This is a genomic window from Chroococcidiopsis thermalis PCC 7203, from assembly GCF_000317125.1.
Lineage (GTDB): Bacteria > Cyanobacteriota > Cyanobacteriia > Cyanobacteriales > Chroococcidiopsidaceae > Chroococcidiopsis > Chroococcidiopsis thermalis.
Genome location: NC_019695.1, coordinates 4,568,642 through 4,593,554, shown reverse-complemented (window position 1 = coordinate 4,593,554; position 24,913 = coordinate 4,568,642). Strand labels below are relative to the sequence as shown.

23 protein-coding genes are annotated in these 24,913 nt (G+C 45.7%); 16 read left to right on the top strand and 7 right to left on the bottom strand.

Going from position 1 to position 24,913, the window contains the following annotated elements; all coding sequences use genetic code 11:
• Window positions 1–16: 16 nt before the first annotated feature.
• Both CHRO_RS19890 and CHRO_RS19885 read left to right on the top strand, forming a co-directional pair.
• A complete protein-coding gene (locus tag CHRO_RS19890) occupies window positions 17–400 on the top strand; it encodes a hypothetical protein (protein ID WP_015156018.1) in 384 nt (127 codons plus the stop codon).
• A gap of 54 nt (window positions 401–454) precedes the next feature.
• Window positions 455–919 carry an MgtC/SapB family protein gene (locus CHRO_RS19885; protein WP_015156017.1) on the top strand — a complete coding sequence of 155 codons (465 nt, stop codon included), beginning with the start codon at window positions 455–457 and terminating at the stop codon, window positions 917–919.
• An 85-nt stretch (window positions 920–1,004) separates the two neighbouring features.
• On the opposite strand, the gene recF is transcribed toward CHRO_RS19885, so the two are convergent.
• From recF to CHRO_RS19870, 3 genes are all read right to left on the bottom strand, one after another.
• Window positions 1,005–2,108, bottom strand: coding sequence for a DNA replication/repair protein RecF (recF, locus tag CHRO_RS19880; RefSeq protein ID WP_245570566.1), 1,104 nt, complete (start codon window positions 2,106–2,108; stop codon window positions 1,005–1,007).
• A gap of 186 nt (window positions 2,109–2,294) precedes the next feature.
• Complete coding sequence (locus CHRO_RS19875; RefSeq protein WP_015156015.1) at window positions 2,295–5,135, bottom strand: cation-translocating P-type ATPase; 2,841 nt, start codon at window positions 5,133–5,135, stop codon at window positions 2,295–2,297.
• A gap of 207 nt (window positions 5,136–5,342) precedes the next feature.
• Window positions 5,343–6,542, bottom strand: coding sequence for an anion transporter (locus tag CHRO_RS19870; RefSeq protein WP_015156014.1), 1,200 nt, complete (start codon window positions 6,540–6,542; stop codon window positions 5,343–5,345).
• Between the two features lie 229 nt (window positions 6,543–6,771).
• On the opposite strand from CHRO_RS19870, the gene CHRO_RS19865 reads away from it, so the two are divergent.
• The gene (locus CHRO_RS19865; protein WP_015156013.1) at window positions 6,772–7,605 is read left to right on the top strand and encodes an SIMPL domain-containing protein; all 834 of its coding nucleotides are present in this window, start codon (window positions 6,772–6,774) and stop codon (window positions 7,603–7,605) included.
• Window positions 7,606–7,683: 78 nt separating this feature from the next.
• Here the strand turns inward: CHRO_RS19865 and CHRO_RS19860 are convergent, their stop codons facing one another.
• On the bottom strand, window positions 7,684–8,052 hold the full coding sequence (locus CHRO_RS19860; protein WP_015156012.1) for a single-stranded DNA-binding protein: 369 nt from the start codon (window positions 8,050–8,052) through the stop codon (window positions 7,684–7,686).
• A gap of 740 nt (window positions 8,053–8,792) precedes the next feature.
• Here CHRO_RS19860 and CHRO_RS19855 point away from each other — a divergent pair.
• From CHRO_RS19855 to mreD, 3 genes are all read left to right on the top strand, one after another.
• Complete coding sequence (locus CHRO_RS19855) at window positions 8,793–9,806, top strand: rod shape-determining protein (RefSeq protein WP_041462553.1); 1,014 nt, start codon at window positions 8,793–8,795, stop codon at window positions 9,804–9,806.
• A gap of 210 nt (window positions 9,807–10,016) precedes the next feature.
• The gene (gene mreC / locus CHRO_RS19850) at window positions 10,017–10,766 is read left to right on the top strand and encodes a rod shape-determining protein MreC (RefSeq protein WP_015156010.1); all 750 of its coding nucleotides are present in this window, start codon (window positions 10,017–10,019) and stop codon (window positions 10,764–10,766) included.
• Between the two features lie 150 nt (window positions 10,767–10,916).
• Window positions 10,917–11,510 (top strand): rod shape-determining protein MreD, encoded by a 594-nt coding sequence (gene mreD / locus CHRO_RS19845; RefSeq protein ID WP_015156009.1) that lies wholly within the window; start codon window positions 10,917–10,919, stop codon window positions 11,508–11,510.
• Between the two features lie 53 nt (window positions 11,511–11,563).
• Here mreD and hisC read toward each other — a convergent pair whose 3' ends face one another.
• Window positions 11,564–12,610, bottom strand: a complete 1,047-nt coding sequence (gene hisC, locus CHRO_RS19840) for a histidinol-phosphate transaminase (RefSeq protein WP_015156008.1) — start codon at window positions 12,608–12,610, stop codon at window positions 11,564–11,566.
• Window positions 12,611–12,831: 221 nt separating this feature from the next.
• Between hisC and ribD the strand changes: the two genes are divergently transcribed.
• From ribD to CHRO_RS19790, 10 genes are all read left to right on the top strand, one after another.
• Complete coding sequence (gene ribD / locus CHRO_RS19835; RefSeq protein ID WP_015156007.1) at window positions 12,832–14,001, top strand: bifunctional diaminohydroxyphosphoribosylaminopyrimidine deaminase/5-amino-6-(5-phosphoribosylamino)uracil reductase RibD; 1,170 nt, start codon at window positions 12,832–12,834, stop codon at window positions 13,999–14,001.
• 84 nt (window positions 14,002–14,085) lie between these two features.
• Window positions 14,086–15,105: an ABC transporter ATP-binding protein gene (locus CHRO_RS19830; protein WP_015156006.1), complete on the top strand. Its 1,020-nt coding sequence runs from the start codon at window positions 14,086–14,088 to the stop codon at window positions 15,103–15,105.
• A gap of 6 nt (window positions 15,106–15,111) precedes the next feature.
• Complete coding sequence (locus tag CHRO_RS19825; RefSeq protein ID WP_015156005.1) at window positions 15,112–15,930, top strand: ABC transporter permease; 819 nt, start codon at window positions 15,112–15,114, stop codon at window positions 15,928–15,930.
• 87 nt (window positions 15,931–16,017) lie between these two features.
• Window positions 16,018–16,455: an ankyrin repeat domain-containing protein gene (locus CHRO_RS19820; protein WP_015156004.1), complete on the top strand. Its 438-nt coding sequence runs from the start codon at window positions 16,018–16,020 to the stop codon at window positions 16,453–16,455.
• Between the two features lie 30 nt (window positions 16,456–16,485).
• On the top strand, window positions 16,486–16,677 hold the full coding sequence (locus CHRO_RS19815) for a type II toxin-antitoxin system HicB family antitoxin (protein WP_015156003.1): 192 nt from the start codon (window positions 16,486–16,488) through the stop codon (window positions 16,675–16,677).
• Window positions 16,678–16,837: 160 nt separating this feature from the next.
• Window positions 16,838–18,394 (top strand): GldG family protein, encoded by a 1,557-nt coding sequence (locus tag CHRO_RS19810; RefSeq protein WP_015156002.1) that lies wholly within the window; start codon window positions 16,838–16,840, stop codon window positions 18,392–18,394.
• A 53-nt stretch (window positions 18,395–18,447) separates the two neighbouring features.
• A complete protein-coding gene (locus tag CHRO_RS19805) occupies window positions 18,448–19,062 on the top strand; it encodes a DUF4340 domain-containing protein (RefSeq protein WP_015156001.1) in 615 nt (204 codons plus the stop codon).
• 305 nt (window positions 19,063–19,367) lie between these two features.
• Window positions 19,368–19,652, top strand: coding sequence for an HU family DNA-binding protein (locus CHRO_RS19800; RefSeq protein WP_015156000.1), 285 nt, complete (start codon window positions 19,368–19,370; stop codon window positions 19,650–19,652).
• Between the two features lie 31 nt (window positions 19,653–19,683).
• Window positions 19,684–20,838, top strand: coding sequence for a threonine-phosphate decarboxylase CobD (gene cobD, locus CHRO_RS19795; RefSeq protein ID WP_015155999.1), 1,155 nt, complete (start codon window positions 19,684–19,686; stop codon window positions 20,836–20,838).
• Window positions 20,820–22,337 carry a dihydrolipoyl dehydrogenase family protein gene (locus CHRO_RS19790; RefSeq protein WP_015155998.1) on the top strand — a complete coding sequence of 506 codons (1,518 nt, stop codon included), beginning with the start codon at window positions 20,820–20,822 and terminating at the stop codon, window positions 22,335–22,337. The genes cobD and CHRO_RS19790 overlap by 19 nt, the downstream gene beginning before the upstream one ends.
• Window positions 22,338–22,445: 108 nt before the next feature.
• On the opposite strand, the gene CHRO_RS19785 is transcribed toward CHRO_RS19790, so the two are convergent.
• Entirely contained in the window at window positions 22,446–23,066 is a 621-nt protein-coding gene (locus CHRO_RS19785) for a cytochrome c oxidase subunit 3 (RefSeq protein ID WP_015155997.1), read from the bottom strand.
• A 26-nt stretch (window positions 23,067–23,092) separates the two neighbouring features.
• The gene (ctaD, locus tag CHRO_RS19780; RefSeq protein ID WP_015155996.1) at window positions 23,093–24,838 is read right to left on the bottom strand and encodes a cytochrome c oxidase subunit I; all 1,746 of its coding nucleotides are present in this window, start codon (window positions 24,836–24,838) and stop codon (window positions 23,093–23,095) included.
• Window positions 24,839–24,913 lie beyond the last annotated feature (75 nt).

Genomic DNA, 24,913 nt, shown 5'->3' with positions numbered 1-24,913 from the left:
ACTGGAGTCATAAATTATGTGGGGTAGTTTTCAAAACAGTCAGTTACGGATTGAAGTAGAGGCATCAGCAGCAGCAATCAAAGATAGTTTGTTGCGTCCCGAACAAATGCAAAAATGGCTATCGCCACAACGGTTAGCTTCAGGAATGCCAGAACAACTCCATCCAGGTCTGACTTTTACTAGTTGGATTGGACCTGTAGCGATCGAGCATCAAGTAGAAGTGGCAAAGCCAAATTGTCTGCGCCTGTTACTCCACGGGGGAATTGATGGATTTCACGAATGGTATTGGGGCGAAGGTTGGGTACAATCGCGCATCGAAGGCGTATCCTTACTTCCACTCAATTTGGCTCAAACGTTAGGCTTGCTGCGCTTGCGCCAATTTTTAACAGTTAATAGTTAACAGATCTATGTAGAGACGTTACATGTAACGTCTCTACACCGCAACAAAGAACGAATGACTAATATATCTTTTGCCCCTGACGATTGGTTAAGTATTTGCTTCAGGCTAGCTATGGCTTTGGTATTTGGGGCAATCCTCGGTGTAGAACGCCAGATCGGTCGCAAACCAGCGGGTTTACGCACGCATATGCTAGTCAGTCTGGGTTCGGCATTACTAATTATGCTTCCATTGCAAATCGTGGCGACAGCAGAGGAAGGACGTGATGCGATTAGTCGCGTCATTCAAGGGATTGCTGCGGGGGTAGGGTTTATTGGTGCTGGAGAAATTTTGCGCGAAACTCAATCACAATCTCGTATGGAGCGGGTACGGGGACTCACATCAGCGGCAGCAACTTGGGTTTCGGCTGGCTTGGGAATTGCTGCTGGTTGCGGCTTATGGCAAACGGGTTTAGTTAGTTCTGTGTTGGCTTTGATCGTTTTGACTGTATTTAAAAGACTGGAACAACCGAGAAAGGGGTAATTGGGAAGTCGGGAGTTAGTAAATTCTCCTCTGCTCCCCTGCTTCCTTGTCCCCCTTGTCCCCTTCTGTCTCCTGTCTCCTGTCTTCACTGGTCACTGAATATTTGCCCTGCATTAACTGAGAGAATTTGCGATGCTTGGAGCCACTGGGAATCGAAGGCAGCTAAATGAGTTGTAGCAATCAACGTTTGAAAACGGTCTTGAATTGCCTCTAGAAGTTGATTTTGACGGTTGAGATCGAGTTCTGCTAAGACATCATCTAGTAATAATAGCGGTGGTTCTCCGACAACGGCTTCGATCAGTTTCAATTCTGCTAGCTTGAGGGCTAAAACTAAAGTGCGCTGTTGACCTTGGGAACCATATTGCCTAGCAGGAGTTTGATTAATTGTCAATTCAATTTCATCTCGGTGGGGACCGACTAAAGTTGTGTTTTGATGTTGTTCGGCGATCGCTCTTTGTTCTATCTTCTCTAAGAAAGCTTGCTGCACTCCTTCAGGATCGGTTGCGGTGAAGGGTACATTTGGGGCATACCGAATTTGCAAAACCTCAGCTCGATCGCTAATGCTAGCGTGCCACTCAGCAGCCAAAGGTGCTAAACGCTCGATCGCCCGCGCCCTTCTCCTCACTACCCGCGAACCAATAGTTACTAGTTGCGCATCCCAAGCCGCTAATTCTTCCTTCTCCTGTACGGGCATTGGAAACCCGCCCTTACTTTTCAAAAATGCATTTCTCTGCCGCAATATCTGATTGTATTGCTGTAAGATATGGGCGTATACGGGTTCTAACTGGATTAACAGGGTATCCACCCAGTGACGGCGCTGTTCTGGCGCACCCCGCACTAGTTCTAAATCTAAACTGGAAAATTCTACAGCGTTCAAGACACCTAAAAAATCCAGTTGGCGGCGCAATTGTTCGCTATTGAGAGCTACTGTCCGCCGCCCCTGACGGCGCAGAGTTACAGATAGATCGATGATGCCTGCTTGTCGTTCTAGCTTGGCGTGAATTTGTCCGAATGCCTCTCCATCCCTAACTAAATCGCGATCGCGTGCCAAACGGTGCGATCGCAATGTTGCCAGCAATTCCACTGCTTCTAATAAATTGGATTTACCCTGAGCGTTATTACCCACCAATATTGTTTTAGGAGCAACGAAATCAACTCGCTGCTCCTGATAATTCCGAAATTGCTTCAAGTGGAGGGTTTTGAGGAACATTTTGATTGGTAGTTGGTAGTTGGTAATTGGTAATTGGTAGTTGGTAGTTGGTCATGCGTCATTTGTCATTTGTGGTAATTGATGGAATTGATGGTTAGTGGCGATCGGTTTTGACTTTTGACTTTTGACTTAACTCATTACCCATTACCTATTACCCATTACCTATTACCTATGCGCTTTCCGTCGCTGTTGCCAGTTAATAAACAACTTCTCTAGCTCGATCCAGACGAACATTAAACTGCTAAAGCCGAAGCAGATTAATAATTCTATCGGAGTTATGAAGTGAGTGCCAAAGAAAGCTCGCAAGGGCGGAACGTAAATGAGCAGCAGTTGCAATACTGTGGTTAAACCTACAGCTCCTAAAACGTATGGATTAGACAACGGATTCATTTGAATTGTCAGACGGGTGTTGGAGCGAATCGCCAAAGCATGACCCATCTGTGCTAGGCAGAGCGTGGTAAATACCATCGTTTTCCAGCGATCGCGACTTAGTTCGTTCGGAATGACATTCGCTTGCGTGTGGAAGTACGCCCACTCCATTAAAATAATTGACAAAATGGCAAAGATAATCCCAATCCGCACCATGTACCAACCCAAGCCCCGGGCAAAAATGCTTTCGCGGGGACTAAATGGCGGGCGTTTCATGACGTTGGGTTCTGCTGGTTCTACTGCCAAAGCTAACGCTGGTAGACCATCCGTTACCAGGTTCATCCAGAGAATTTGCAATGGTGACAGCGGTACGCCGCCAAGTCCAAGAATTGGAGCCGCAGCAATAGTTAACACTTCACCGATGTTACTACCGAGAATGTATTTAATAAAGCGGCGGATATTGGTATAAACAACCCTACCTTCTTCAGTGGCAGCGACGATCGTGGCGAAGTTGTCATCTAGCAAAACCATATCGCTAGCTTCCTTGCTCACGTCCGTACCAGTAATACCCATTGCAATTCCGATATCTGCTTGCTTTAAGGCGGGGGCATCGTTTACCCCGTCTCCCGTCATTGCCACAAATTTACCCTTGCGTTGCAAAGCTTGGACGATCCGAAGTTTGTGTTCGGGAGATACTCTAGCGTAGATACTCGTTTGGTCTACTTCCCGTTCTAAGTCAGCTTGACTCATCCGTTCTAATTCTTGCCCGGTTACAGCGCGATCGCCTGCTTGAGCAATGCCTAAATCGATTCCGATTGCCCTTGCTGTTAACTGGTGGTCGCCCGTGATCATGATCGGGCGAATCCCAGCTTCGCGAGATCTGGCTACTGCATCCCTCACTTCCGGTCTGGGTGCATCAAGCATTCCTACTAATCCCAGCCAAACTAATTCTCGTTCTGAAGTCTCTTCCGATCCCTCTGGAGGCAGTTCTGACCAGGGTTTATAGGCAAAACCCAACACCCGCAACCCTTGACTTGCCATCTGGTTATTTTTTTCCAGAATTTGCTGCCGTTGAGCATCATTAATCGCCACAGCGCGATCGCCTGTATGAATGCGATCGCACCGTTCCAAAGTTAACTCTGGCGACCCTTTCGTAAACATTAAATAAGCCGAATTATGAGAGGCTAAAGACGAGAGAGCGTAATCTTGTACCTCCTGACTTCTACCTCCTGCCTCCTGCCTCGTTCTACAAATCACGCTCATTCGCTTGCGTTCGGAGGAGAAGGGAAATTCAGCAACACGGGGCAAGCGGCTCGACCACTGGTCTTTTTGAATTCCGGCTTTAGCTGCTAAAGTTACCAATGCCCCTTCGGTGGGATCGCCGACAATCTTCCATTGTCCTTGTTCCTCTTGCAAGAAAGAATCGTTACACAAGGCACAGGCAACTAGCAATGCTTGTAAATCTGAATCTCGGTCTGCGTCAATCGCTCGACCATCGCTCAAAAATTCTCCTTGGGGTGCATAACCTTCGCCAGTTACTCGCAGAGATTTTTGGTTTAACTCGACTGCCTGCACCACCATTTTGTTTTGCGTCAGCGTCCCTGTTTTATCAGAGCAAATTGTGGTAACGCTGCCTAAAGTCTCCACCGCAGGCAGTTTGCGGATCAAGGCATTGCGCTTCACCATCCGCTGCGTTCCTAGCGCTAGAGTCACGGTAATCACCGCTGGTAAGCCTTCTGGGACTACGGCAACTGCCATACTCAAAGATACTTGCAGCAGTTCTTCAAATGCATCCCAACCCAAGCGCAGCACGCCACCCACAACCACCAAGGCGACTAAAATCATCGCCCCTGCCACTAGGACGTTGCCCAACTGTGACATCCGTTGTTGTAGGGGAGTCGGCTCGCTTTCCACTCCTTGCAGCAGGGCAGCGATTTTACCAAGTTCCGTTTGCATTCCCGTGCCGGTGACAATAACCTTGGCACGTCCTTGAGTGACCTCCGTACCTTGATAGACTAAGTTAACGCGATCGCCCAAGCTTGTCTCTTCGGCTACTTGAATATCTGCCTGTTTTTCTACTGCATGAGATTCTCCCGTCAAAGCTGACTCGCGAATTTGCAGGTTTGATTCTTCAATAATCCTGCCATCGGCGGCGAGTTGGACTCCAGCTTCAATCAGCATGATGTCCCCTGGTACGAGTTCTTTTGCCGCAACTTCTGTGAGTTTGCCGTCGCGCATAACTCGGACTAAGGGAGCAGACAGTTTTTTCAGCGCTGCTAGAGCTTTTTCAGCACGGCTTTCTTGTACGTAGCCAAGAATACCGTTGAGAACGACGATTAAACTAATCGCGATCGCGTCTTTGGGAAAATCGTTATTGCGTATATCTAACACTGCCGATACAATTGCTACAGCAATTAGCATCAGCAACATAATATTTTTGAACTGATCGATCAGGATCGCTAGCGGACTGCGACCTCCTGACTCTTGCAATTCGTTGGCTCCATACTCCTCTAAGCGTTGCTTGACTTGAGACGAGCTTAAACCCGCTTCTGCATTGCTCTCTAAGACTTGTATAGTTTTATCAACTTCTAAGGCGTGCCAAACGTGGGATGGGTTAGGATGAGGGGTTGCAGACATGGATAGTTTGCTAAGAAATGCTTGCTGAATTAAATCATAAATTAAGCACTATATTTAGGCTATCTGTTCTAAGGAATGGTGGGAAGCAAGGGAAGAAGTTGTAATTCACACCTCATAGCAATTCTCGATTGTGTGGATGACATTTGTAGGGGCGCTTTCTCTGTGCGCCCCTACAAGACGTGTATTGCATCTAATTGAAAACCGCCATCATTGCTGTAGCCAAATATAGGCAATTCCTAAAGTGACTAGACTCAAAGGCAAGCCAAAGCGCAAATGTTCCCAAAAACTGAGGCGATAACCTTGTTTTGCCGCAGCTTCAGCCACAATCATATTTGCTACCGAACCTAAAAGCGTCATATTTCCAGCTAAAGTTGAACCAGCTGCCAGTAACAACCACTCGCGATCGCTATTTTGAGGAATTAATGGTTGTAACAACAATACTGCTGGAACGTTGGATATTAAATTAGAAAGCACTACTGTTACGCTTAATAATCCGGCGTTGCTATCTGTTAATACTGTAAAACTTTGAAGAAACTTTAGATTTTTAACACCGTTTGTGAGTACAAACAAGCCAGAAAACATCAGCAATAAATCCCATTCTACTGCTGGTAGAATTTTCTGTGGCTTTAGCCTACGGGTAATTAAAAGCAATCCAGATGCTACCAGCGCTGACTCTGCTAGCGGTGCGCCGAGTAGAAATGCTATTAACATCCCTCCAGTAATAATTAAACTTTTATACAGTACGGGTTTAAGAATACGTCTGCGTCTAATGTGGGGACGGTCGAGGATAGGTTTCAAAGAACGAATTTCGGGATACAAATACCACAGCCAGCCTAATTGTACGAGCAATCCCACTACAGCAACAGGAGCTAAAGCCTGAGTAAATTCTAAATAACTAATTTCTGAAAACGAAGCAATTAAAATATTTTGAGGATTGCCATTTAAAGTAGCAACAGAACCAATATCTGTTGCCCCTGCTAATGCTAAAAGATAGGGAATTGGGTTTAATTCTAAAACTAGCGCTAGAGCGAGTGTTAAAGGCGTAAAAATTAGCGCGATCGTATCGTTGAGAAATAAGGCAGATAAAAAACCACTGACAAATGTTAAAGCAGTTAGTAATCCAAAAGGACTGCGAGTGTAACGTAATAAAATATTTAAAGCTAGTTGAAAAAAACCGGCGCTGGTAAGGTAAGCATTGACAATCATAATACTAAGGAGAAAAACGATCGTTCCAGCGTCGATCGCCTCCCAAGCTTCTTTGAGACTAAAACTACCAAAACCAACTAGACAAGCCGCCCCCACAAAAGCGATCGTCGCGCGATTCATTCGCAAGCCGGGGAAGTAGCCTAGCCCCAAACCTAAATAAGTTAACCCAAGGATGATGTATTGGAAAAGGTCATTTGTCATTCGTCATTTGTGAGTGTTTAATCATAACTCCTATCTCCTCAGTTTTGACCATTCGCTTTGCTCAAGGACAAGCTTTTAACTTTTAACTTTTGACTTTTGACTTTAAATTAGCTTAGTTACTAAAACTGTAACCATTCACAACTTATCCTCATTCAATGCCAGATTAGGAACGTATTTTCATCCAGTTTGTCTAAGAAAGTACGGTATTTGTGTGAGGTAAATCAGTTCAATGCAACACTTCTCAATACATCAAAAAAAATTTGCTTCCAAGCGCAAACCAGTTGAATTCTCGCTTAGCGGCTTAGCGACTTTGCGCGATCGCAATCTCAAGTCTCAAATCCAAAACAGTATTACAGTTACGGCGATCGCATTGAGTTTGTCAACTCTCAGTTATATTTCTCCCGTATGGGCGCAACCAGCCCCAGATAAAATGGATCGAACTTATAAAACTCTGACTGTCACGGGTAGAGGGGTAGAATCTATCCCTACTACGCTAGCTCAGGTACGTTTGGGAGTAGAAGTACAAGGCAAAACAGCCCAGCAAGTACAGCAAGAAGCAGCGCGGCGATCGTCAGCAGTTGTAGACTTATTGAAATCGCGTAACGTAGAAAAACTAGAAACTACAGGAATTTACTTAAATCCTCTTTATAACTACGCCAATAACGAGCAACGGCTTACGGGTTATTCTGCCACAAATACAGTAAGTTTCCGCGTCCCAACCTCACAAGCTGGTAATATCATTGATGCTGCCGTCAAAACTGGAGCAACTCGGATCGAAGGGGTGAGTTTTATTGCTACAGATGAGGCGATCGCCAAAGCGAGACAACAAGCCCTGCAAGCAGCGACAAAAGATGCTCAGCAGCAGGCAAGTGCTGTTTTGAGCAGCCTCAATTTCAGCCAAAAGGAAATTGTCAGTATTCAAATCAACAGCGCTAACCCGCCACAGCCTCCCATGCCTTTAATGGCGCGAGAAGCAGCTTTTGCCGATAAAGCCGCTACGACTCCTGTAATCGGTGGAGAACAGCAAATAGAGGCTTCTGTAACGCTGCAAATTGGTTATTGATAGACCTAAATCATTTAGGGACGCACAGATGAATCTAGGGGCGCACGGCTGTGCGCCCCTACACATATGCAAATTTGGTTAAAAATTGTCATCGCTACTGTAACCGCTATAGCCGCCACCTTCGTTATCGCGTTTAGATCCTAAAAGATCCATTTTGTCCACAAGAATGATTGGTGTTGAACGCGGTGTACCCGTATTGCGATCGTCCCAGGTGTCGAACTTTAAGGAACCCTTGATTCCAATTAGACTTCCCTTACGAACGTAATCTTTGGCTGTTTGCGCTGTTTTACCCCAAATTTCTAGCGTGAACCAGTCTGGTTCCTCGCTATTTTTGGTTGGTCTCCTTACAGCTAGCGTCATGCGGCACTTGACGCTACCAGACTCAAAATACTTAATATCAGGGTCGCCACCAACACGACCGACGAGAGTAACAACGTTAAGACTCATATCACTCAAATTTAGTACAATTGTACTTAATTTACTATAACCACAATCGTAGCTTATTCCGTACCTATACTGGCAAGATCTCAGTTGTCAGTTATCAGTGGCTGGTGGTTAGTGACTAGAGATAAAAAGCTGGTTTTACTAGTTAGCATCCAATTATCAATTACTCATTACTAATTTATGAAGATTTTATAAATTGGCGCGTTAGGTATTTACTTCTTGTCAACGATCTCCTTTTTTCTTCACAATTCGATTAAGTGTTAATACTTATTCATCAAGAGATCGCCCGAGTTTCAATAATTGGAAATTGGCTTTTCGGTAACTGATATAGCAGTTCTAAATGATTTGTAAAGCGAGCTTCTAGCCTGCCGAAGGCTAGAAGCCTGCTCCACGTTCATGAATCAAATATGATTGCTACAACTGACAACTGTGAAATTACTTAAAGTGAGCAAAAAATGGCTTAAATTTGTATAAAGATTCAGTGAAATTACTCTTGGGAATTTAGTTGGACAAGCGTTAACTTTTCTTAACTGAAGGGGTGTTTTTGTCAGCCAGTCTAAGAATTGCAACTAAGCCTGACCGAGAATTAGTTGGCTCGACTAAACTCGAATTAGAGGGATAAAAAAATTCCGATCTAGTTACTAATACTCTACTGATGTGTAAAAACTATATCTTGCTTTTACGGGGGAGTGAGAAGCGTGGGTATGTTTGGTCTGTTTAACCGTTTGTCGTTGTCTAGAGATATGGGTATCGATCTCGGTACTGCAAATACCTTGATTTATGTCTCTGGAAAAGGAATTGTACTGCAAGAACCTTCGGCGATCGCACTAGATTTAAGCGATAAATCGTCGATTGCTGTGGGAGAAGAAGCCAGAAAAATGCTTGGTAGAACGCCTACTAAGCCCGTCAACATCTCGGTAATTCGTCCGCTACGTGATGGAGTTATTGCTGACTTCGATGCTGCTGAAATGATGCTGAAGCATTTCATGCAAAAAGTTCATGAAGGCAGGGTTGTCTCTCCCCGTGTCGTGATTGGTATTCCCAGTGGAGTTACGGGGGTAGAACGCAGAGCATTAATGGATGCAGCATCTCAAGCAGGCGCAAGAGAAGTTTATTTGATTGACGAACCACTAGCAGCCGCGATCGGTGCGGGTCTGCCTGTTGCCGAACCCATCGGTAGCATGATCGTAGATGTTGGGGGTGGAACAACCGAAATCGCCGTTCTCAGCCTTTACGGTACGGTACTGAGCGAATCGGTACGAATTGCAGGAGATGAGCTGAATGAAGCCATCATGCAGTACATGCGAAAAATTTACAACTTAGTCATCGGCGAACGCACGGCGGAAGAAATTAAGCTGCGGATTGGCTCTGCCTATCCCTCCCGCGATGACGAAGATAATATGATGGAAGTTAGAGGGTTGCATCTGCTTTCTGGTTTGCCGCGTAGCGTCACGATCAAAGAACCAGAGATTCGCGAAAGTATGTCAGAACCGCTGTCTGTGATTGTGGAAGCACTCAAGCGGACGCTGGAACGGACACCACCAGAACTTGCAGCCGACATTGTAGATCGAGGTATTATGCTTGCGGGTGGAGGCGCGAAGTTGAAAGGACTAGATACACTAATTAGTCATGAAACTGGAATTGTCACCCACGTTGCAGCCGAGCCAATGCACTGTGTCGTCTTAGGAACGGGATTGGCACTAGAAAAATTTAAGCAAATGGAGCGAGTCTTTAGCGATCGCTCTCGGCGTGGATAAAAATGGCATTTGGTAATGGATAATTCAAAAGTCAAAAGTTAAAAGTCAAAAATAGGAGTTAGAAGTTGTAAGTCGTAAGTAAAAAGTTACTAACTACTCACAAATGACCAATGACTAATGACCAATTACCAATTTGCATATCTCTCTGTTATCTAAACCTAAAAGCCTATTAAGTCAACCCATCGAGTTGACTGCTAACTACTAAAACCTATGTATATCGAACGTCGTCAGTGGTGGGAGAAACGCGCCCTACCGATTTTACTATGCATTGTTGCTCTTGGTACTGCTTGGACTATCAGGCAGACCCAAGCAGCACTAATTTTTGAAATTTATCAACTCATCACTCTCCCATTTCATCGCTCGGTTTCCGTGCAAGCAGAGCGCCTGAGTGATGCTCAAAATCAAGAGCTTCAAGCTCAGTTAGCAGAACTCAAAAGCCAAAACCAACAGTTGAAAAAACTACTTAGTTATGAGTCTGCTAATAATTTAGAACGAGTCATTGTCGCTCCAGTCATCGGACGTAGTGCCGATCAATGGTGGCAGCAAATAACTCTGGGACGCGGTACGAGTACGGGAATTAAAGTCGGAGATATCGTCACTGCTCCTGGGGGGTTAGTGGGTAAGATTAGTAGCGTCACTCCCAATACCAGCCGCGTACTGCTAATTAGCGATCGCACCAGTCAGCTAGGGGTTACAGTCAGTCGCAGCCGTCATACAGGATTTTTACGCGGCTTATCAGAAAGTCAAGCCGTGATGCAGTTTTTTGATAAAGTGCCTGACGTGAAACGCGGCGATGCGATCGTCACTTCTACTTACAGCCAAATTTATCCTGCCGGATTACCTGTAGGTAAGATTGAATCCATCGACTTGAATAAAAGCCCTGCTCCCGAAGCTATTGTCTCCTTTTCCGCTCCCATTCCCCATCTAGAGTGGGCAGTTGTCTACGCTAAGAGCAAGTGAGTTAGGAGTCGGTGTAGAGACGTTGCACGCAACGTCTCTACACCGACTCCCCACTTAATTACGATTTACAAAGTCTGAATTACGATTTTCGTTTGCTGCTTTAAGATCGAGGCTCTGAAAATTGAAATTTTAAAAAATCTCCTCTTTTTTATGCAGGGACTTAAATCTTTGCGCCACCTGTGGCAGAAGTCTCCTGGTTGGCGACAGTTTGTTAATGGGGTAGCGATTGTTGGCTCGGCGAGTTTGTGTCTGCTCTTACTACCGATGCGCTTGCCAGGAACAGTTTTACTTGGTATTGCTCCTAACTGGCTGCTGATCTGGGTAGTCACTTGGAGTATTAAACGCTCGGTTTTACAAGGAGCGATCGCAGGTATTACTTTGGGACTCATTCAAGATGGCATGACTGCCCATAATCCCACTCATGTTTTCGGTTTAATGATGGTGGGAATTTTGACGGCACGGTTGCAAAAGCAGCGCTATCTTCAGGAAGATTTTATTTCTGTGGCTCTGATTGTCTTTGCCATGACGATTATGGTAGAAACGATCGCCACTCTACAATTTGGTTTCCTGGGTGAGGCAACAACATATACATTTGGTTTGCCATTAGGCAAATTAGCTGAGGTATGGCAACATCATCAACAAATTGCGCTGATCTCAGCTGTAATTAGTAGCCTCTGGGCTCCAGTGATTTACTATCCCTTAAATCACTGGTGGACGACAACGAGATTTTTAGGCACGCGATGATGATTTGAGAACAGCTTTAACCGAAAATTTTTGGTCAAAACCTGCCCTTACATTCATCCCATAATCTCAGCCAGAGCCTTGACAAGTTGAGCGTTTTGCTCGTCTGTACCAACGGTAATGCGAAGTTTGTCTTCTAGGCGCGGCTGGGGAAAATATCGGACTAATATACCTCTTGTTTTCAAACTGTGGTAAAGATATTCGGCATTACCATGAGGCGATCGCGCTAGAAGAAAGTTGGCTTGTGATGGACAAACATCAAAGTTGAGTTTTTGCAATTCACTAGCTAACGTTGCCCGCGACGTTTTAATTTTCTCGGCATTAGCATTTTTGTGTGCTTGGTCTTGAAGTGCAGCTACTCCTACAATACAGGCGATCGCATCAACGTTGTAGCTATCTTTCACCTTCATTAATCCGGCAATTAAACCAGGATTAGCTACAGCAAAGCCCAGTCTGATCCCTGCTAAAGAGTAGCCCTTGGAAAGCGTTCTTAAAACGATCACATTATCGTGTTTTTTAGCTAATTCCAAAGCATCTTCTGCGGCAAAGTCAACATAAGCCTCGTCAATGACTAAAATACTCTGTAATTGCGCCGCTAACTTGTCGAGTAAATCTAGTGGCACGACTGTACCAGATGGACTGTGAGGTGAAGCAATAAATGTCACAGCTCCATTTGCCGCGATGATTTCTTCTAACGGCAGATTGTAATTGTCGTCATAGGGAATTTCGACAAATTCAGCATCCTGAATCTGTGCCAAGGTACGGTATAAAACATAGGTTGGCATGGGACAAACAATCTGCCGCTGCGGTGAGGTACAAGCGCGGGTAATAACACCAAGCAGTTCGTCACTACCGTTACCGACAATAATCCAATCTGAAGGGAGATCTAAAGCAGCACTAACAGCAGTGCGAAAACGTCCAGCCATCGGTTCTGGATAGCGCCGTAATAATTCTCCATCTAAGTTACGTAGCGCTGCCAATACCAACGGTGAGGGTGGATAAGGATTCTCATTCGAGTTAATTTTGATAATATTCGTACCAATGAGCTGTTCTCCAGGTACGTAGCCTGACATTTGCTCGATATTGTGGCGAAAATATGTCATAGCAAAGTCAAAAGTCAAAAGTTAAAAGTCAAAATTGGTTGAAGGAGTCCGTAGATTTGGCTTTTTCCTTGTAACTCTAAAGGCACGGGATTTCAGTTTTTGTTTAGTCATTCTGACTCCTGGCTCCTGACTCCTGACTTCTTGCTTGGTCAAAAGTCTCACCGAGCCTATAATATAGCGCAGAATCTCAGCTAATCTTTGGAGTACAAGCGGCATTGGCAATGGATTCCAAAATAGAGCCAAGGGTAGGTACTGCTTTCGACCGAGAAATGATGCAAAGGTGTCTTACCCTTGCCCGTCGTGCTTTGGGACGCACTGCCCCCAATCCTCTAGTTGGGGCTGTTGTGGTGCAAGATGGAAAAATCGTCGGCGAAGGCTTTCATCCTGGGGCGGGGCAGCCTCATGCAGAAGTTTTTGCCCTGAAAGCAGCAGGCGATCGCGCCCAAGGAGCTACCGTTTATGTCAGCCTCGAACCCTGCAACCACTACGGACGTACTCCCCCTTGTACGGAAGCTTTAATCGCGGCTGGGGTAGCAAAAGTCGTGGTAGGAATGGTCGATCCGAACCCCCTAGTTGCAGGTGGGGGAGTTGCGCGGCTACGCAGTGCGGGAATTGAAGTTGTCGTTGGAGTGGAAGAAGCTGACTGTCGGCAACTCAATGAAGGGTTTATTCATCGCATGGTCTATCAGCGACCCTTCGGCATCTTCAAATATGCTATGACCCTCGATGGTAAAATTGCTACGACTAGCGGTCATAGTGCTTGGATCACTAATCCAGCAGCGCGAGAGGAAGTGCAGCAGCTAAGAATTGCGTGCGATGCCATCATTGTTGGCGGAAACACCGTGAGAATTGACAATCCCCGCTTGACAATCCGCCAAATAGATGCGCCTAATCCTTTGCGTGTGGTCATGAGCCGGACGTTAGATTTACCAACTACAGCTCATTTGTGGCAAACCGAAACAGTATCGACATTAGTGATGACGCAAGCAGGAGCAAACCCTGACATGCAGATGTTACTACGCGATCGCGGTGTAGAAATTTTAGAACTCGATTCCCTCACCCCCACCGCAGCAATGGCTCATCTCTACCAGCGCGGCTGTCTTTCCGTCCTGTGGGAATGCGGCGGAACTTTAGCAGCAGAAGCGATCGCCCAAGGTACAGTTCAGAAAATTTTCGCCTTTATTGCCCCCAAAATCATCGGCGGAAGCACAGCTCCCACCCCAGTAGGCGACTTAGGCTTCACCCAAATGACACAAGCCATAACTCTCGAACGAGTCCAGTGGCGAACCGTAGGTTCTGATTGTTTGATGGAAGGGTATTTACCAAGTCGGGAGTCGGGAGTCGGGAGTCGGGAGTCGGGAGACAAGGGGGACAAGGGAGAAGAGAGCTGAGGGAGCGCAAGGTTGCTGAGGGAGCTGAGGGGCAGAGGAGCAATTACCCATTACCCATTACCCATTACCAATTACCACCAACTGATGATTGAAGTCGAACATTTGAGTAAAACTTACGGTTCTACGTCTGGGATTCAGGACGTGACTTTCAGCGTGGAAGCGGGAGAAATTTTGGGTTTCCTTGGACCCAATGGCGCTGGAAAGACGACAACTATGCGGATCTTAGCGGGCTATCTACCTGCGAGTAGCGGTACGGTACGCATTGCAGGTTATGATGTCCACGAACAGTCCTTAGCCGTGCGTCAGCGGATTGGTTATTTACCAGAAACACCACCTCTATATCTCGATATGACGGTGGAAGGGTTTCTGTATTTTGTAGCAAGACTGAAGGGAGTAGCCGCAGGCGATCGCCATCGGCGGGTCAAAGCAGCTATTGAAAGGTGTAACCTACAAGAAAAACGGCGCGTTTTGATTCGCAAGCTTTCCAAGGGTTTCCGTCAACGAGTGGGGATCGCTCAGGCGATCGTTCACGATCCTCCAGTAATTATTCTCGACGAACCTACGGTAGGACTCGATCCCCGTCAAATTATTGATGTCCGTAATTTAATTAAAAGTCTTGCTGACAGCCATACAATCGTGCTTTCTACCCACATTTTGCCGGAAGTTAGTATGACCTGTAACCGCGTTGCTATTATCAATCGCGGACAAATCATTGCTACCGGAACTCCCGACAGTTTAGAGGCAAACCTGGCTGGTGGTGCAGGCTATGAAATCGAGACTGAAGGTGATAGTGCGGCGGCGCAACAATTAATAAAAATGCTGCCCAGCGTGCGATCGGTAGAATCAATATCTACCACAGAAACCAATCGCTACGTGCTGCGAGTCGTTTCCCAACCAACTACGGAGCCAGGACCAGATATTGTTGCCGTTTTGGTCGGAATGGGCTTGAAAATTTACGAAATGCGAAGAACGCGAGCTTCTTTGGAGGATGTGTTCTTAGAACTGACTATGGAAGAAAAGCCGTTAGAAAGTGAGTCGGGAGTCGGTAGGGGCGGGTTTCTAAACCCGCCCGTACAGGAGTCGGGAGTTGGGAGTGGTGAGTAAATTATTATGCGTTTAATCTTTGGTAACATCATCGCGATTTATAGAAGGGAGTTACAAAGTTATTTTGTCTCGCCTTTGGCTTATGCGATCGCGGGTATATTTTGGTTATTATCTGGGTTTTTCTTTGCCTTGATTCTATTGGGTCCACAAGGAATTATTCAGCAAGTTGCTCAAAGAGACTTACTGCAAGGGCAGCAACCTGGAGTTCCCGCTTCACCGATTGATGTGGCTTACGAGTTTCAACAGGCTTTCTTGGGAATTATGGGTTCTTTGGCTTTATTTATCTTGCCTATATTGTCAATGGGTTTATATGCAGAAGAACGCAAGCGCGGGACTTTAGAATTACTTGCTACTTCTCCCGTGACAAACTGGGCGGTTGCTGTAGGAAAATTGTTGGGAGTCGTTACATTTTTTATAACATTAATATTACCAATCTTTGCCTATGAAGCATTTGCATTGAGTACTGCCAACCCTGCCGTATTTCCAGTCGTTCCCTTGATGGGACATTTGGGACTCATTTTATTAGCAGCAGGAATCTTATCTCTAGGAATGTTTATTTCTTCTCTCACCGATAGCACGATTCTGGCAGCGATTATTACGTTCGCTTTAATTTTGTTTCTTTGGGTTATCGATGCGATCGCCCAAAATCTCAGCGGTACGCCAATAGGTGCAATCTTGAGTCATCTTTCTTTACTCAAACATTACACTAACTGGATTCAAGGAATTTTTGATTCTAGTAGTTTAGTTGTTTTTCTCAGCTACATTCTGTTAGGAATTTTTCTCACCGCACAGGCGATCGACGCTTTACGATTTCAGCGATCGTAGTTGCGCGATTAACTTCTCATCAATTTGTTAATTTACAGAGTTCAAGATGTAATATTGACAGCTATCCGATCAAACGTATCTAAGTTTATGGAAGATGTAGACTCCTGTACTAATTACTGTCGCCTGCATTTTGCAGCAAAAGATGGAGACGAAAACTTAGTAAAACAGCAAATTGAAGAGGGATGTCCAGTTAACGATTTTGATGAATTGGGGAAGACTCCGTTACACCATGCCTCGCAAAAAGGACATATTGCAGTTATAAAGTTGTTGCTCGAAGCAGGTGCAGATGTAAATGCCCATGATGAGAGCAAAATAGGTGATACTCCTCTTGGCGAAGTTGCAGGAAACTGTGATTTTGAAGTTGCCAAGCTACTGATTGATGCAGGTGCTAATCCAACTATTCCTGGCTGGATGCAACTTACAGCCCTCCATCGAGCAAAGACGAGAAAGAAACCGGAGGGAAAAGCAGTTTATCAGTTATTACTTGATGTAGCCAGGAAAAAGTTTAACTATCGAGAGCGATGAATTTTAGTTCATAGTAGAGGAAAGATTTAAATGCAAAATATCAAGCTTATTGTAGAAAAGCACTCCGATGGTTACGTCGCTTATCCAATCGGAATTGAAGGAGTTGTAATTGGTGAAGGTAACAGTTACGAAGAAGCTATGTCAGATCTAGAATCAGCTATTCGTTTCCATATTGAAACTTTTGGTATAGAGGTCTTGAAATCAGAATTTCCAATTTTATAGCAATCTTAAACTACTTACAAACAACAGATGCTTGCTACTCAGGTGGGCAATGCCCACCCTACAGATGAGTTTTACTACGATCTCACCCGCTCGCCTATAGCCCCCCTTTTTAAGGGGGGTTGGGGGGATCTCTTCTGCCGTAGTCACACAAAAAATTATTATGAAAACTGCCACTAAAACGAAAAAAAACTACTGGCAATACCTATTTTTGCTCGGTCCCTTTCTAATACTCATGGGCTTAACAGCGGGGACTGTTGCAGGTAGCTGGGGAATTGTCCCTTTGGGATTAATTGCTGCTGGCGCTGTTTTAAGCGTGTTGGGTCTAGTTTGGCAAGCTTATAAAACTAAGTGGTGGAAGCGACGTTCAACTCAGGCGGGAACAAATGCGATCGCCGCAACTTTAGCAGTTTTGGTCATTCTCGGACTCATTAATTTCTTAGCCACGCGCTATCAAACGCGGATCGATTTCACCGAAACGGGACTATATACCCTTGCTCCCCAATCGCGGGAAATTGTCCAAAATTTATCTCAACCCGTCAAAGTATGGGTGTTCGATCGCAACCAAAACCCTCAAGATCGAGCATTATTAGAAAATTATCGCCGTCAAGGGTCGCAATTTAGTTTTGAGTATGTCGATCCGCAAACACGACCAGGGATAGCTCAAAAGTTTGGCGTGAGATCGTTTGGTGATGTTTATGTAGAAGCAGGCAATCGGCGACAGTTCGTACAATCGGTCGGACAAGGGCGATTGTCAGAAGTGCAACTGACAACTAAAATTCAGCAAGTGACAAGCGATCGCGCTGGAAAAGTCTATTTCCTTCAAGGTCACGGCGAAGTTGGGATCGGGGAACAGAGTAAGCTATCCTCAGCCCTGAATACACTTAAAGATAGAAACTTTGCTGCCGAACCGCTGAATTTAGTCCAGCAAGCGAAGATCCCTCAAGATGCGACTGTAGTGATCGTTGCTAGTCCCAAACGAGGATTATTTCCGCAAGAAGTCAAAGCCTTAAGCGCGTATTTAGAGAGGGGTGGAAGTTTGATGCTACTCCTCGACCCAAATACAAACCCCAATTTAGATAGTCTGCTGCAAAATTGGGGGCTTACCCTAGATAACCGAGTGATTATCGATCCCGCAGGACAAGCAATCGGTTTTGGACCTGCTTTTGCTGTGGTTGATAACTACGGACAACATCCAATTACACAAGATTTTGGGAATAATCTATCGATTTTTGGTGGCGCGAGAGCAATTGACAGCAAACCAGTCACAGGGGTGGAAGCAACGCCAATTCTACAAACGAGTGCTGAAAGTTGGGCGGAAAGCAACATCCAAAGCCAACCATTGCAATTTAATCCTCAAAGCGATCGCAAAGGTCCTTTAACTATAGGTTACGCCCTCAATCGCATCGTCTCAGCCGAGCCAGTAGCTAATTCTGCTCCCAAGACAACTCAAGCCAGGATGGTAGTCATTGGTAACGCTCAATTTGCGATCGATGGATTATTCGAGCAGCAATTGAATGGAGACGTATTCTTAAATTCCATTAGCTGGTTGAGCAGTCAAGATAACAAACAAACCCTATCCGTGCGTCCTAAAGAACAAAAACAGCGTCGTCTGAATCTTACGCCCCTACAAATTAACCTTCTAGGTTGGATCTCTCTAGTCATTTTGCCAGTCATTGGTTTTGCCTGCGCTGTCTTATTGTGGTGGCTGCGGAGATAAATCAGTTGTCAGTTATCAGTTACCAACTACCCATTACCCATTACCCACTTCTGATGAAACTCCAACGCACGACCTTAATTTTGCTCCTCCTTGCACTGGGAATGGGGGGATTTGTGTACTTTTATGAAATTCAAGGCACGCCTCAACGCCAGGAAGCACGAGAAAAGCAGCAACAAATATTTACGTTTGAAGAAGACCAAATTCAGTCTCTAAATGTTAAGACTCGCAACCAAACTTTACAGTTCGAGCGCGCTAAGGATAGTAAGACAGGGTGGCAAATGCAGGTTCCCGATCGAGCTCCTGCCAGCGAAGGGGCGATCGCCTATTTGTTAGATTTGTTGGTCAGTAGTAAGAGCGATCGCGTTTTGACCGTACCTGCCGCACAGCTCTCTGACTATGGCTTGCAGCAACCTCAAGCGACGGTAGAAGTTAAGTTACAGGATGGGAAAACTCATCGATTGGTCTTGGGTCAGCCAGATTTTAACCGTAGTTTTTTGTACGCTCAAGCCGATCCACCGACTCCACAACCCGCTCAAATTAGCGTACTATTGGTCTCTACTAATTTTGAAAATGCTGTCAACCGACCCCTTGCAGAGTGGAAACAGGCTTCAGCACCGCCAAAAAAATCACCAGAGCCGCAAACTAATTCTCAAAACAATCAAAAATAGCCTTGATATTATATCGGATAAATTTTTTTTGTCTGCGTTAAAAAATCAATTGGCGGAATTTCGTCAAAAATTGTGCAGAAAAAATCGAGCAATTGTCTAAAAAATCCTGAAATCCATATAACTTAAAGGTTTTAACGATCTATATTTGGCAAGCAGACCTTAGAATAGGTCAATGAAATATCCAACCAATGAGAGTTTCAGCGATTTTAGTGGGCAAACTAGCCACAGCCGAAAGTTGAAGCTCAGGTTGCGAGAGTTCAGAATCACTTGTTTTGAGGTAGTTTGTTAACTCACAGGAGAATGAAATGAACAAGGGTGAATTAGTCGATTCAATTGCTGAAAAGGCAAGCGTGACGAAAAAGCAAGCAGATGCCGTGCTGACTGCTGCTTTGGAAACCATTATCGATGCAGTCTCCACAGGAGATAAAGTGACACTAGTAGGCTTTGGCTCTTTTGAGTCGCGGGAGCGCAAAGCTCGCGAAGGTCGCAACCCGAAAACTGGCGATAAAATGGAAATTCCGGCAACTAAGGTTCCGGCTTTCTCAGCAGGGAAGCTATTTAAAGAAAAAGTCGCTCCTCCCGAAGACTGAGAATAAAGTTCTTGCAGGAAACCCGAACTGGATGCAACCTGTACATGGAGGAAATTTAGCTTGGGCAGCAGCGATCGCGGGTTGTGACTCCGAAGCGATTCTCGATTTTTCGGCTAGTATCAACCCTTTGGGACCACCCCAAAGCGCGATCGCGGCGATTCAATCTGCCATAAGCCAACTCAGTTCCTATCCCGATCCCAACTACAGCGAACTGAGAACAGCTCTAGCGCAGGTGCATCAGTTATCACCAGAATGGATTCTGCCGGGGAATGGCTCGGCAGATTTACTTACGTGGGCGGGTTGGGATTTATCTGAATTAGCTGCAACTTACCTCGTGACTCCAGCTTTTGGCGACTACTGGCGGGCGCTGAAAGCTTTTGGTGCAAAGGTGGTTGAGTGTCCGTTAAGAGCGGGAGTCGGGAGTCGGGAGTTGGGAGCAGGGGACAAGGGGGACAAGGGGGACAAGGGGGACAAGGGGGACAAGGGGGACATGGAAGCAGGGGAACAATTCACAATTCCCCTCACTCCTCACTCCTCGCTCCTCGCCCCTCCAAATTCTGGTTTGCTGCTCAACAATCCGCACAATCCTACGGGGTGGTTGTGGCGTAGAGAAGAAATTCTGCCCTATTTAGAACAATTTGCTTTGGTAGTGGTGGATGAAGCTTTTATGGATTTTCTACCACCAGCAGCGGAACAAAGTCTGATCCCATTGGTGCAGAAATATCCTAATTTAGTCATTTTGCGATCGCTGACTAAATTTTACAGCTTGCCAGGGCTGCGATTGGGATACGCGATCGCCCATCCCGAACGTCTTAATTGTTGGCTGGCTCGACGCGATCCTTGGGCAGTCAATACTCTTGCCGTTGCTGCGGCGATCGCGGTACTTCAAGATAGCCAGTTTCAGCAGCAAACTTGGGCATGGCTACCACCTACGCGATCGCGATTAGAGCAGGAGTTATCTCAGATTCCAGGATTGCAACCTCTGCCTGGTGCTGCTAACTTTTTATTGGTAGAGTCTGAGCGACCGAGTTCAAAACTCCAACAGCAGCTATTAAAACACGAGCGAATTTTAATCCGAGATTGTCTTAGTTTTCCCGAACTGGGCGATCGCTATTTTCGGGTTGCCGTGCGCTCTACAACTGAAAACGAGCGCCTCATCAAAGCACTATGGCAGATTACGACATAGTTATTATTGGCGGTAGCCCAGCCGGACGCTACGCCGCCGCGATCGCCGCAAAACAGAATGCTACTGTAGCTTTAGTAGAAAGAGAGCAGGGAGCAATTCAAAATTCAAAATTCAAAATTCAAAATTCAAAATTTTCTGACTCCCGTACGGGCGGGTTTCTAAACCCGCCCCTACCGACTCCCGACTCCCTTTCATACATAGGGCAATTAGCTCGACAATGGGAAAAGATGGGAAATTTTGGCTTGCGTTCGACTCATGAAAAGGCGATCGATGACTGTCAAGTTTCCATTCAGTGGGAACGGGTAATGCAGTGGGCGCAAAACGTCCAGTCAAATTTAGCAGAGGAGAATTCACCTACTGTTTTAGCTGCTTTAGGAGTTGATTTTATTCTAGGGCAGGGTAAGTTTGTCGCTCAGCCAAATCTGAGCTTTGTAGTGAATAATCGTGGCTTGGCAGCGCGGAAATATCTGATTGCCACCAACCCACGTCCGATAGTTCCCGATATTGAAGGGCTAGCGGTTACAGGATACTTAACCGCTACCGAAGTTTTATCCTCATTGACTTCTCCGAACCCACCCAAACGTTGGGCAATCCTCGGTGGCGATCCAAATGGGTGTCAGTTGGCACAAGCATTAGCACGATTGGGTTTAGATGTCACTTTAATTGTCCAGCGTCCTCACATCTTACCCAGAGAAGATCTAGAAATTGCTCAGCTATTGCAAGCTATTCTCGAAGCTGAGGGGGTGCGCGTTCTCACCAATACTACCGTGACTCAAGTTAAGGGCATTGAGGGCAAAAAATGGGTTCAAGCCGATCGCGAAGCTATGGAATTTGATGAAATTGTACTTTGTGCCGGACAACAGCCAGAACTCGAACAGCTCAATCTAGCAGCAGTGGGAGTGAAAACGCAACGCGATCGCCTGCGTTTGAATCAAAAATTGCAAACGACAAATTCACGCATTTATGCTTGTGGGGATGCGATCGGCGGTTATCAATTCGCTCATATTGCCAATTATGAAGCTAAAATTGCCCTGCAAAATGCTTTACAAAATACTTTATTTTCTGCGCAGTTTCAAGTTGATTATCGCAATATTCCTTGGTTAGTCTGTACCGATCCACCCCTAGCACGAGTGGGTTTTACAGCAGCTCAAGCCAGACGGAAATATGACAATGATGTCTTGGTATTACAGCATTATTTTAAGACTTTAGCAATAGCCCAAATTCAGGATGAAATGACGGGGATTTGTCAATTAGTCGTGCGGCGTAATGGCACAATTTTAGGTGGGGCAATTATTGGCTCTCAAGCAGGGGAGTTAATTAATGTTATTGCTTTAGCGATCGCCCAAAAACTAAAAATTGACTCAATTGCCGATCTCGTTTCCGTCTATCCCAGTTGGGGAGAAATTTTAGCCCAAACTGCCAGCGAGTATCTTTCTACTCCACTAGGTCAAAAAAATTGGTTGCAAAATCTGCTTGCCAAGATAGGGTGCAGGGTGTAGCAATAAGAAAAAACCCCTATGTAGGGGCTAATTTCAACCAAGTGCAAAATGTAAGATATCTTCAGTTTAGATCGGTTAACAGCAGACGACACTAATAACTGTTAACTATTAAAGCAAATACAACAAACCAAACAGAACAATCCAAACAACATCGACAAAGTGCCAATAAAGTTCGGCGGCTTCTACACCAAAGTGATGCTCTTGACTGTAGTGGTTGGCGCGACGCGATCGCCACAAAACCGCTAAGATTGCCAATACGCCAACAGTCACGTGAAGTCCGTGGAAACCAGTCAGAACATAAAATGCACTGGCAAATAAGTTCGTTTTCAAACCAAACTCTAGATGGCTGTATTCGTAGATCTGTCCTGATAGGAAAATAATCCCCATCGCTGCTGTAATTGCCATCCAGGTACGCATACCCGTGACATCATTCTTCTTAATTGCGGTATCGGCATTATGCATCACGAAACTACTAGAAATCAGGATAATCGTGTTGACTCCTGGTAGTAGAAGTTCTAATTCTGGCGTTCCTTCGGGAGGCCAACTGGGTAAAGTGGAGCGATAAGCCAAATACGCGCCAAACATGCCAAGAAAAATCATGCCCTCTGCGATTAAGAACATGACTAAGCCAAACATCCGAAAATCAGGATGTTCTTCATGATGAGCGGCTTCTGCTTTGTGGTGGTAATTAAGTTCCGTTTTTGCTGGGTCTATGGTTGGACTTTGCATAATTTAGGGAGTAGGGAGTGGGAGTTCTACTTACGATCTTCAGGATTGGCAGCTACATTTGGGTCGGGATCGGCACGTAAAGCCGATTTGGGTCCAGCAGCTAAAGCCGGTTCTCTTTCATCAGCCAAGGGAACATCGACCTCAGATTTAGGTCTGTCCATACCGTAATCGTAAGGACCAGTTGCTAGTACGGGAAATCCATGAAAATTTTCGATCGCCGGTGGCGAGCTTGTCATCCATTCTAAGGTTAGTGCTTCCCAAGGATTGTTACCAGCTTTGGGACCGTACATCCAACTCCAAATCGCATTAATGATGAACGGTACGGTGGAGATAGCTAGTAAGTAAGCCCCCATCGTACAGACAAAGTTCAGCGTAGCGAACTTGGCATCATACTCGGCAATCCGGCGGTTCATACCCATCAGTCCGAGTTTGTGCATCGGTAAGAAACACAAGTTCATCCCAACATACATCAAAGCGAAATGAACCTTACCCCAGAATTCATTCATCATCCGTCCCGTCATTTTGGGATACCAGTGGTAAATTCCAGCATAGATTCCGAAGACCGAGCCACCAAATAGAACGTAGTGCAGGTGAGCGACGACAAAATAGGTATCGTGAACGTGGATGTCAAACGGTACGGCAGCCAGCATGACACCACTGATCCCGCCGATGACGAACAGGCTGACAAAGCCGATCGCAAACAGCATCGCACTGTTGAGGCGAATTTTACCACCCCACATCGTCCCCAACCAACTAAAAACTTTGATCCCCGTAGGTACGGCAATGATCATCGTCGTGATCATGAAGAACATCCGCAACCAACCAGGAATACCGCTGGTAAACATGTGGTGTGCCCAGACGATCAATCCCAAAAAGCTAATTGCCAAACTCGAATAGGCGATCGCTTTATAACCGAAAATTGGCTTGCGGGAGTGAACGGGGATCACCTCGGAAATGATCCCGAAAAAGGGCAGAATCATGATGTACACCGCAGGGTGCGAGTAGAACCAAAACATATGTTGGTAAACTACCGGATCGCCACCACCTGTGGGATTAAAAAATGCCGTGCCAGCAAATAAGTCGAAAGATAGCAGAATCAAAGCACCTGCTAACACTGGTGTAGAAACGAGCGTCAAGGCAGAAGTCGCCAGCATTGCCCAACAGAATAGGGGCATTTGCGTCGTACTCATACCTGGTGTCCGCATCTTCAACAAGGTGACGAGGAAATTAATTGCCCCCAAAATTGAAGAAGTTCCCAACAGCAAAACGCTGATAATCCAAATTCCCTCGCCTAATTGTCCCGTGACTAAACTAAGGGGAGGATAAGAAGTCCAGCCAGCGTCAGCAGCGTCGCCCAGGATCAAACTGCTGATGAGTAAGATCCCTCCAGGCGGGATCATCCAAAATGCGACAGCGTTCAAGCGCGGAAATGCCATATCCTTTGCCCCAATCATCAAGGGAATCAGGAAGTTAGCAAAACCCGCCCCTGCTGGCACGATCCACAGAAAAATCATGATCGTGGCATGGAGTGTAAACAAGCTGTTATACACTTCGCGGCTGACAAAATCGACTTCGGGCGTTTTCAGTTCCGTCCGCACCATGTCAGCCATTACGCCGCCGATACAGTAGAAAACAAACGTTGTCACCAGGTATTGAATGGCGATTACCTTATGGTCGGTATTAAAAGTAAAGTAATCGCGCCACTTTCTTTCTCCTGGTTCTGCTTCCAAGATAGATAAGTTAGCCGATCGTTGGATTTGTGCTTGAGTCATAGCAAAAAAAGGGAGTAGGGAGTAGGGAGTAGGGAGTAGGGGAATACAACAGAGAGAAGGAAAAGGAGATGATTT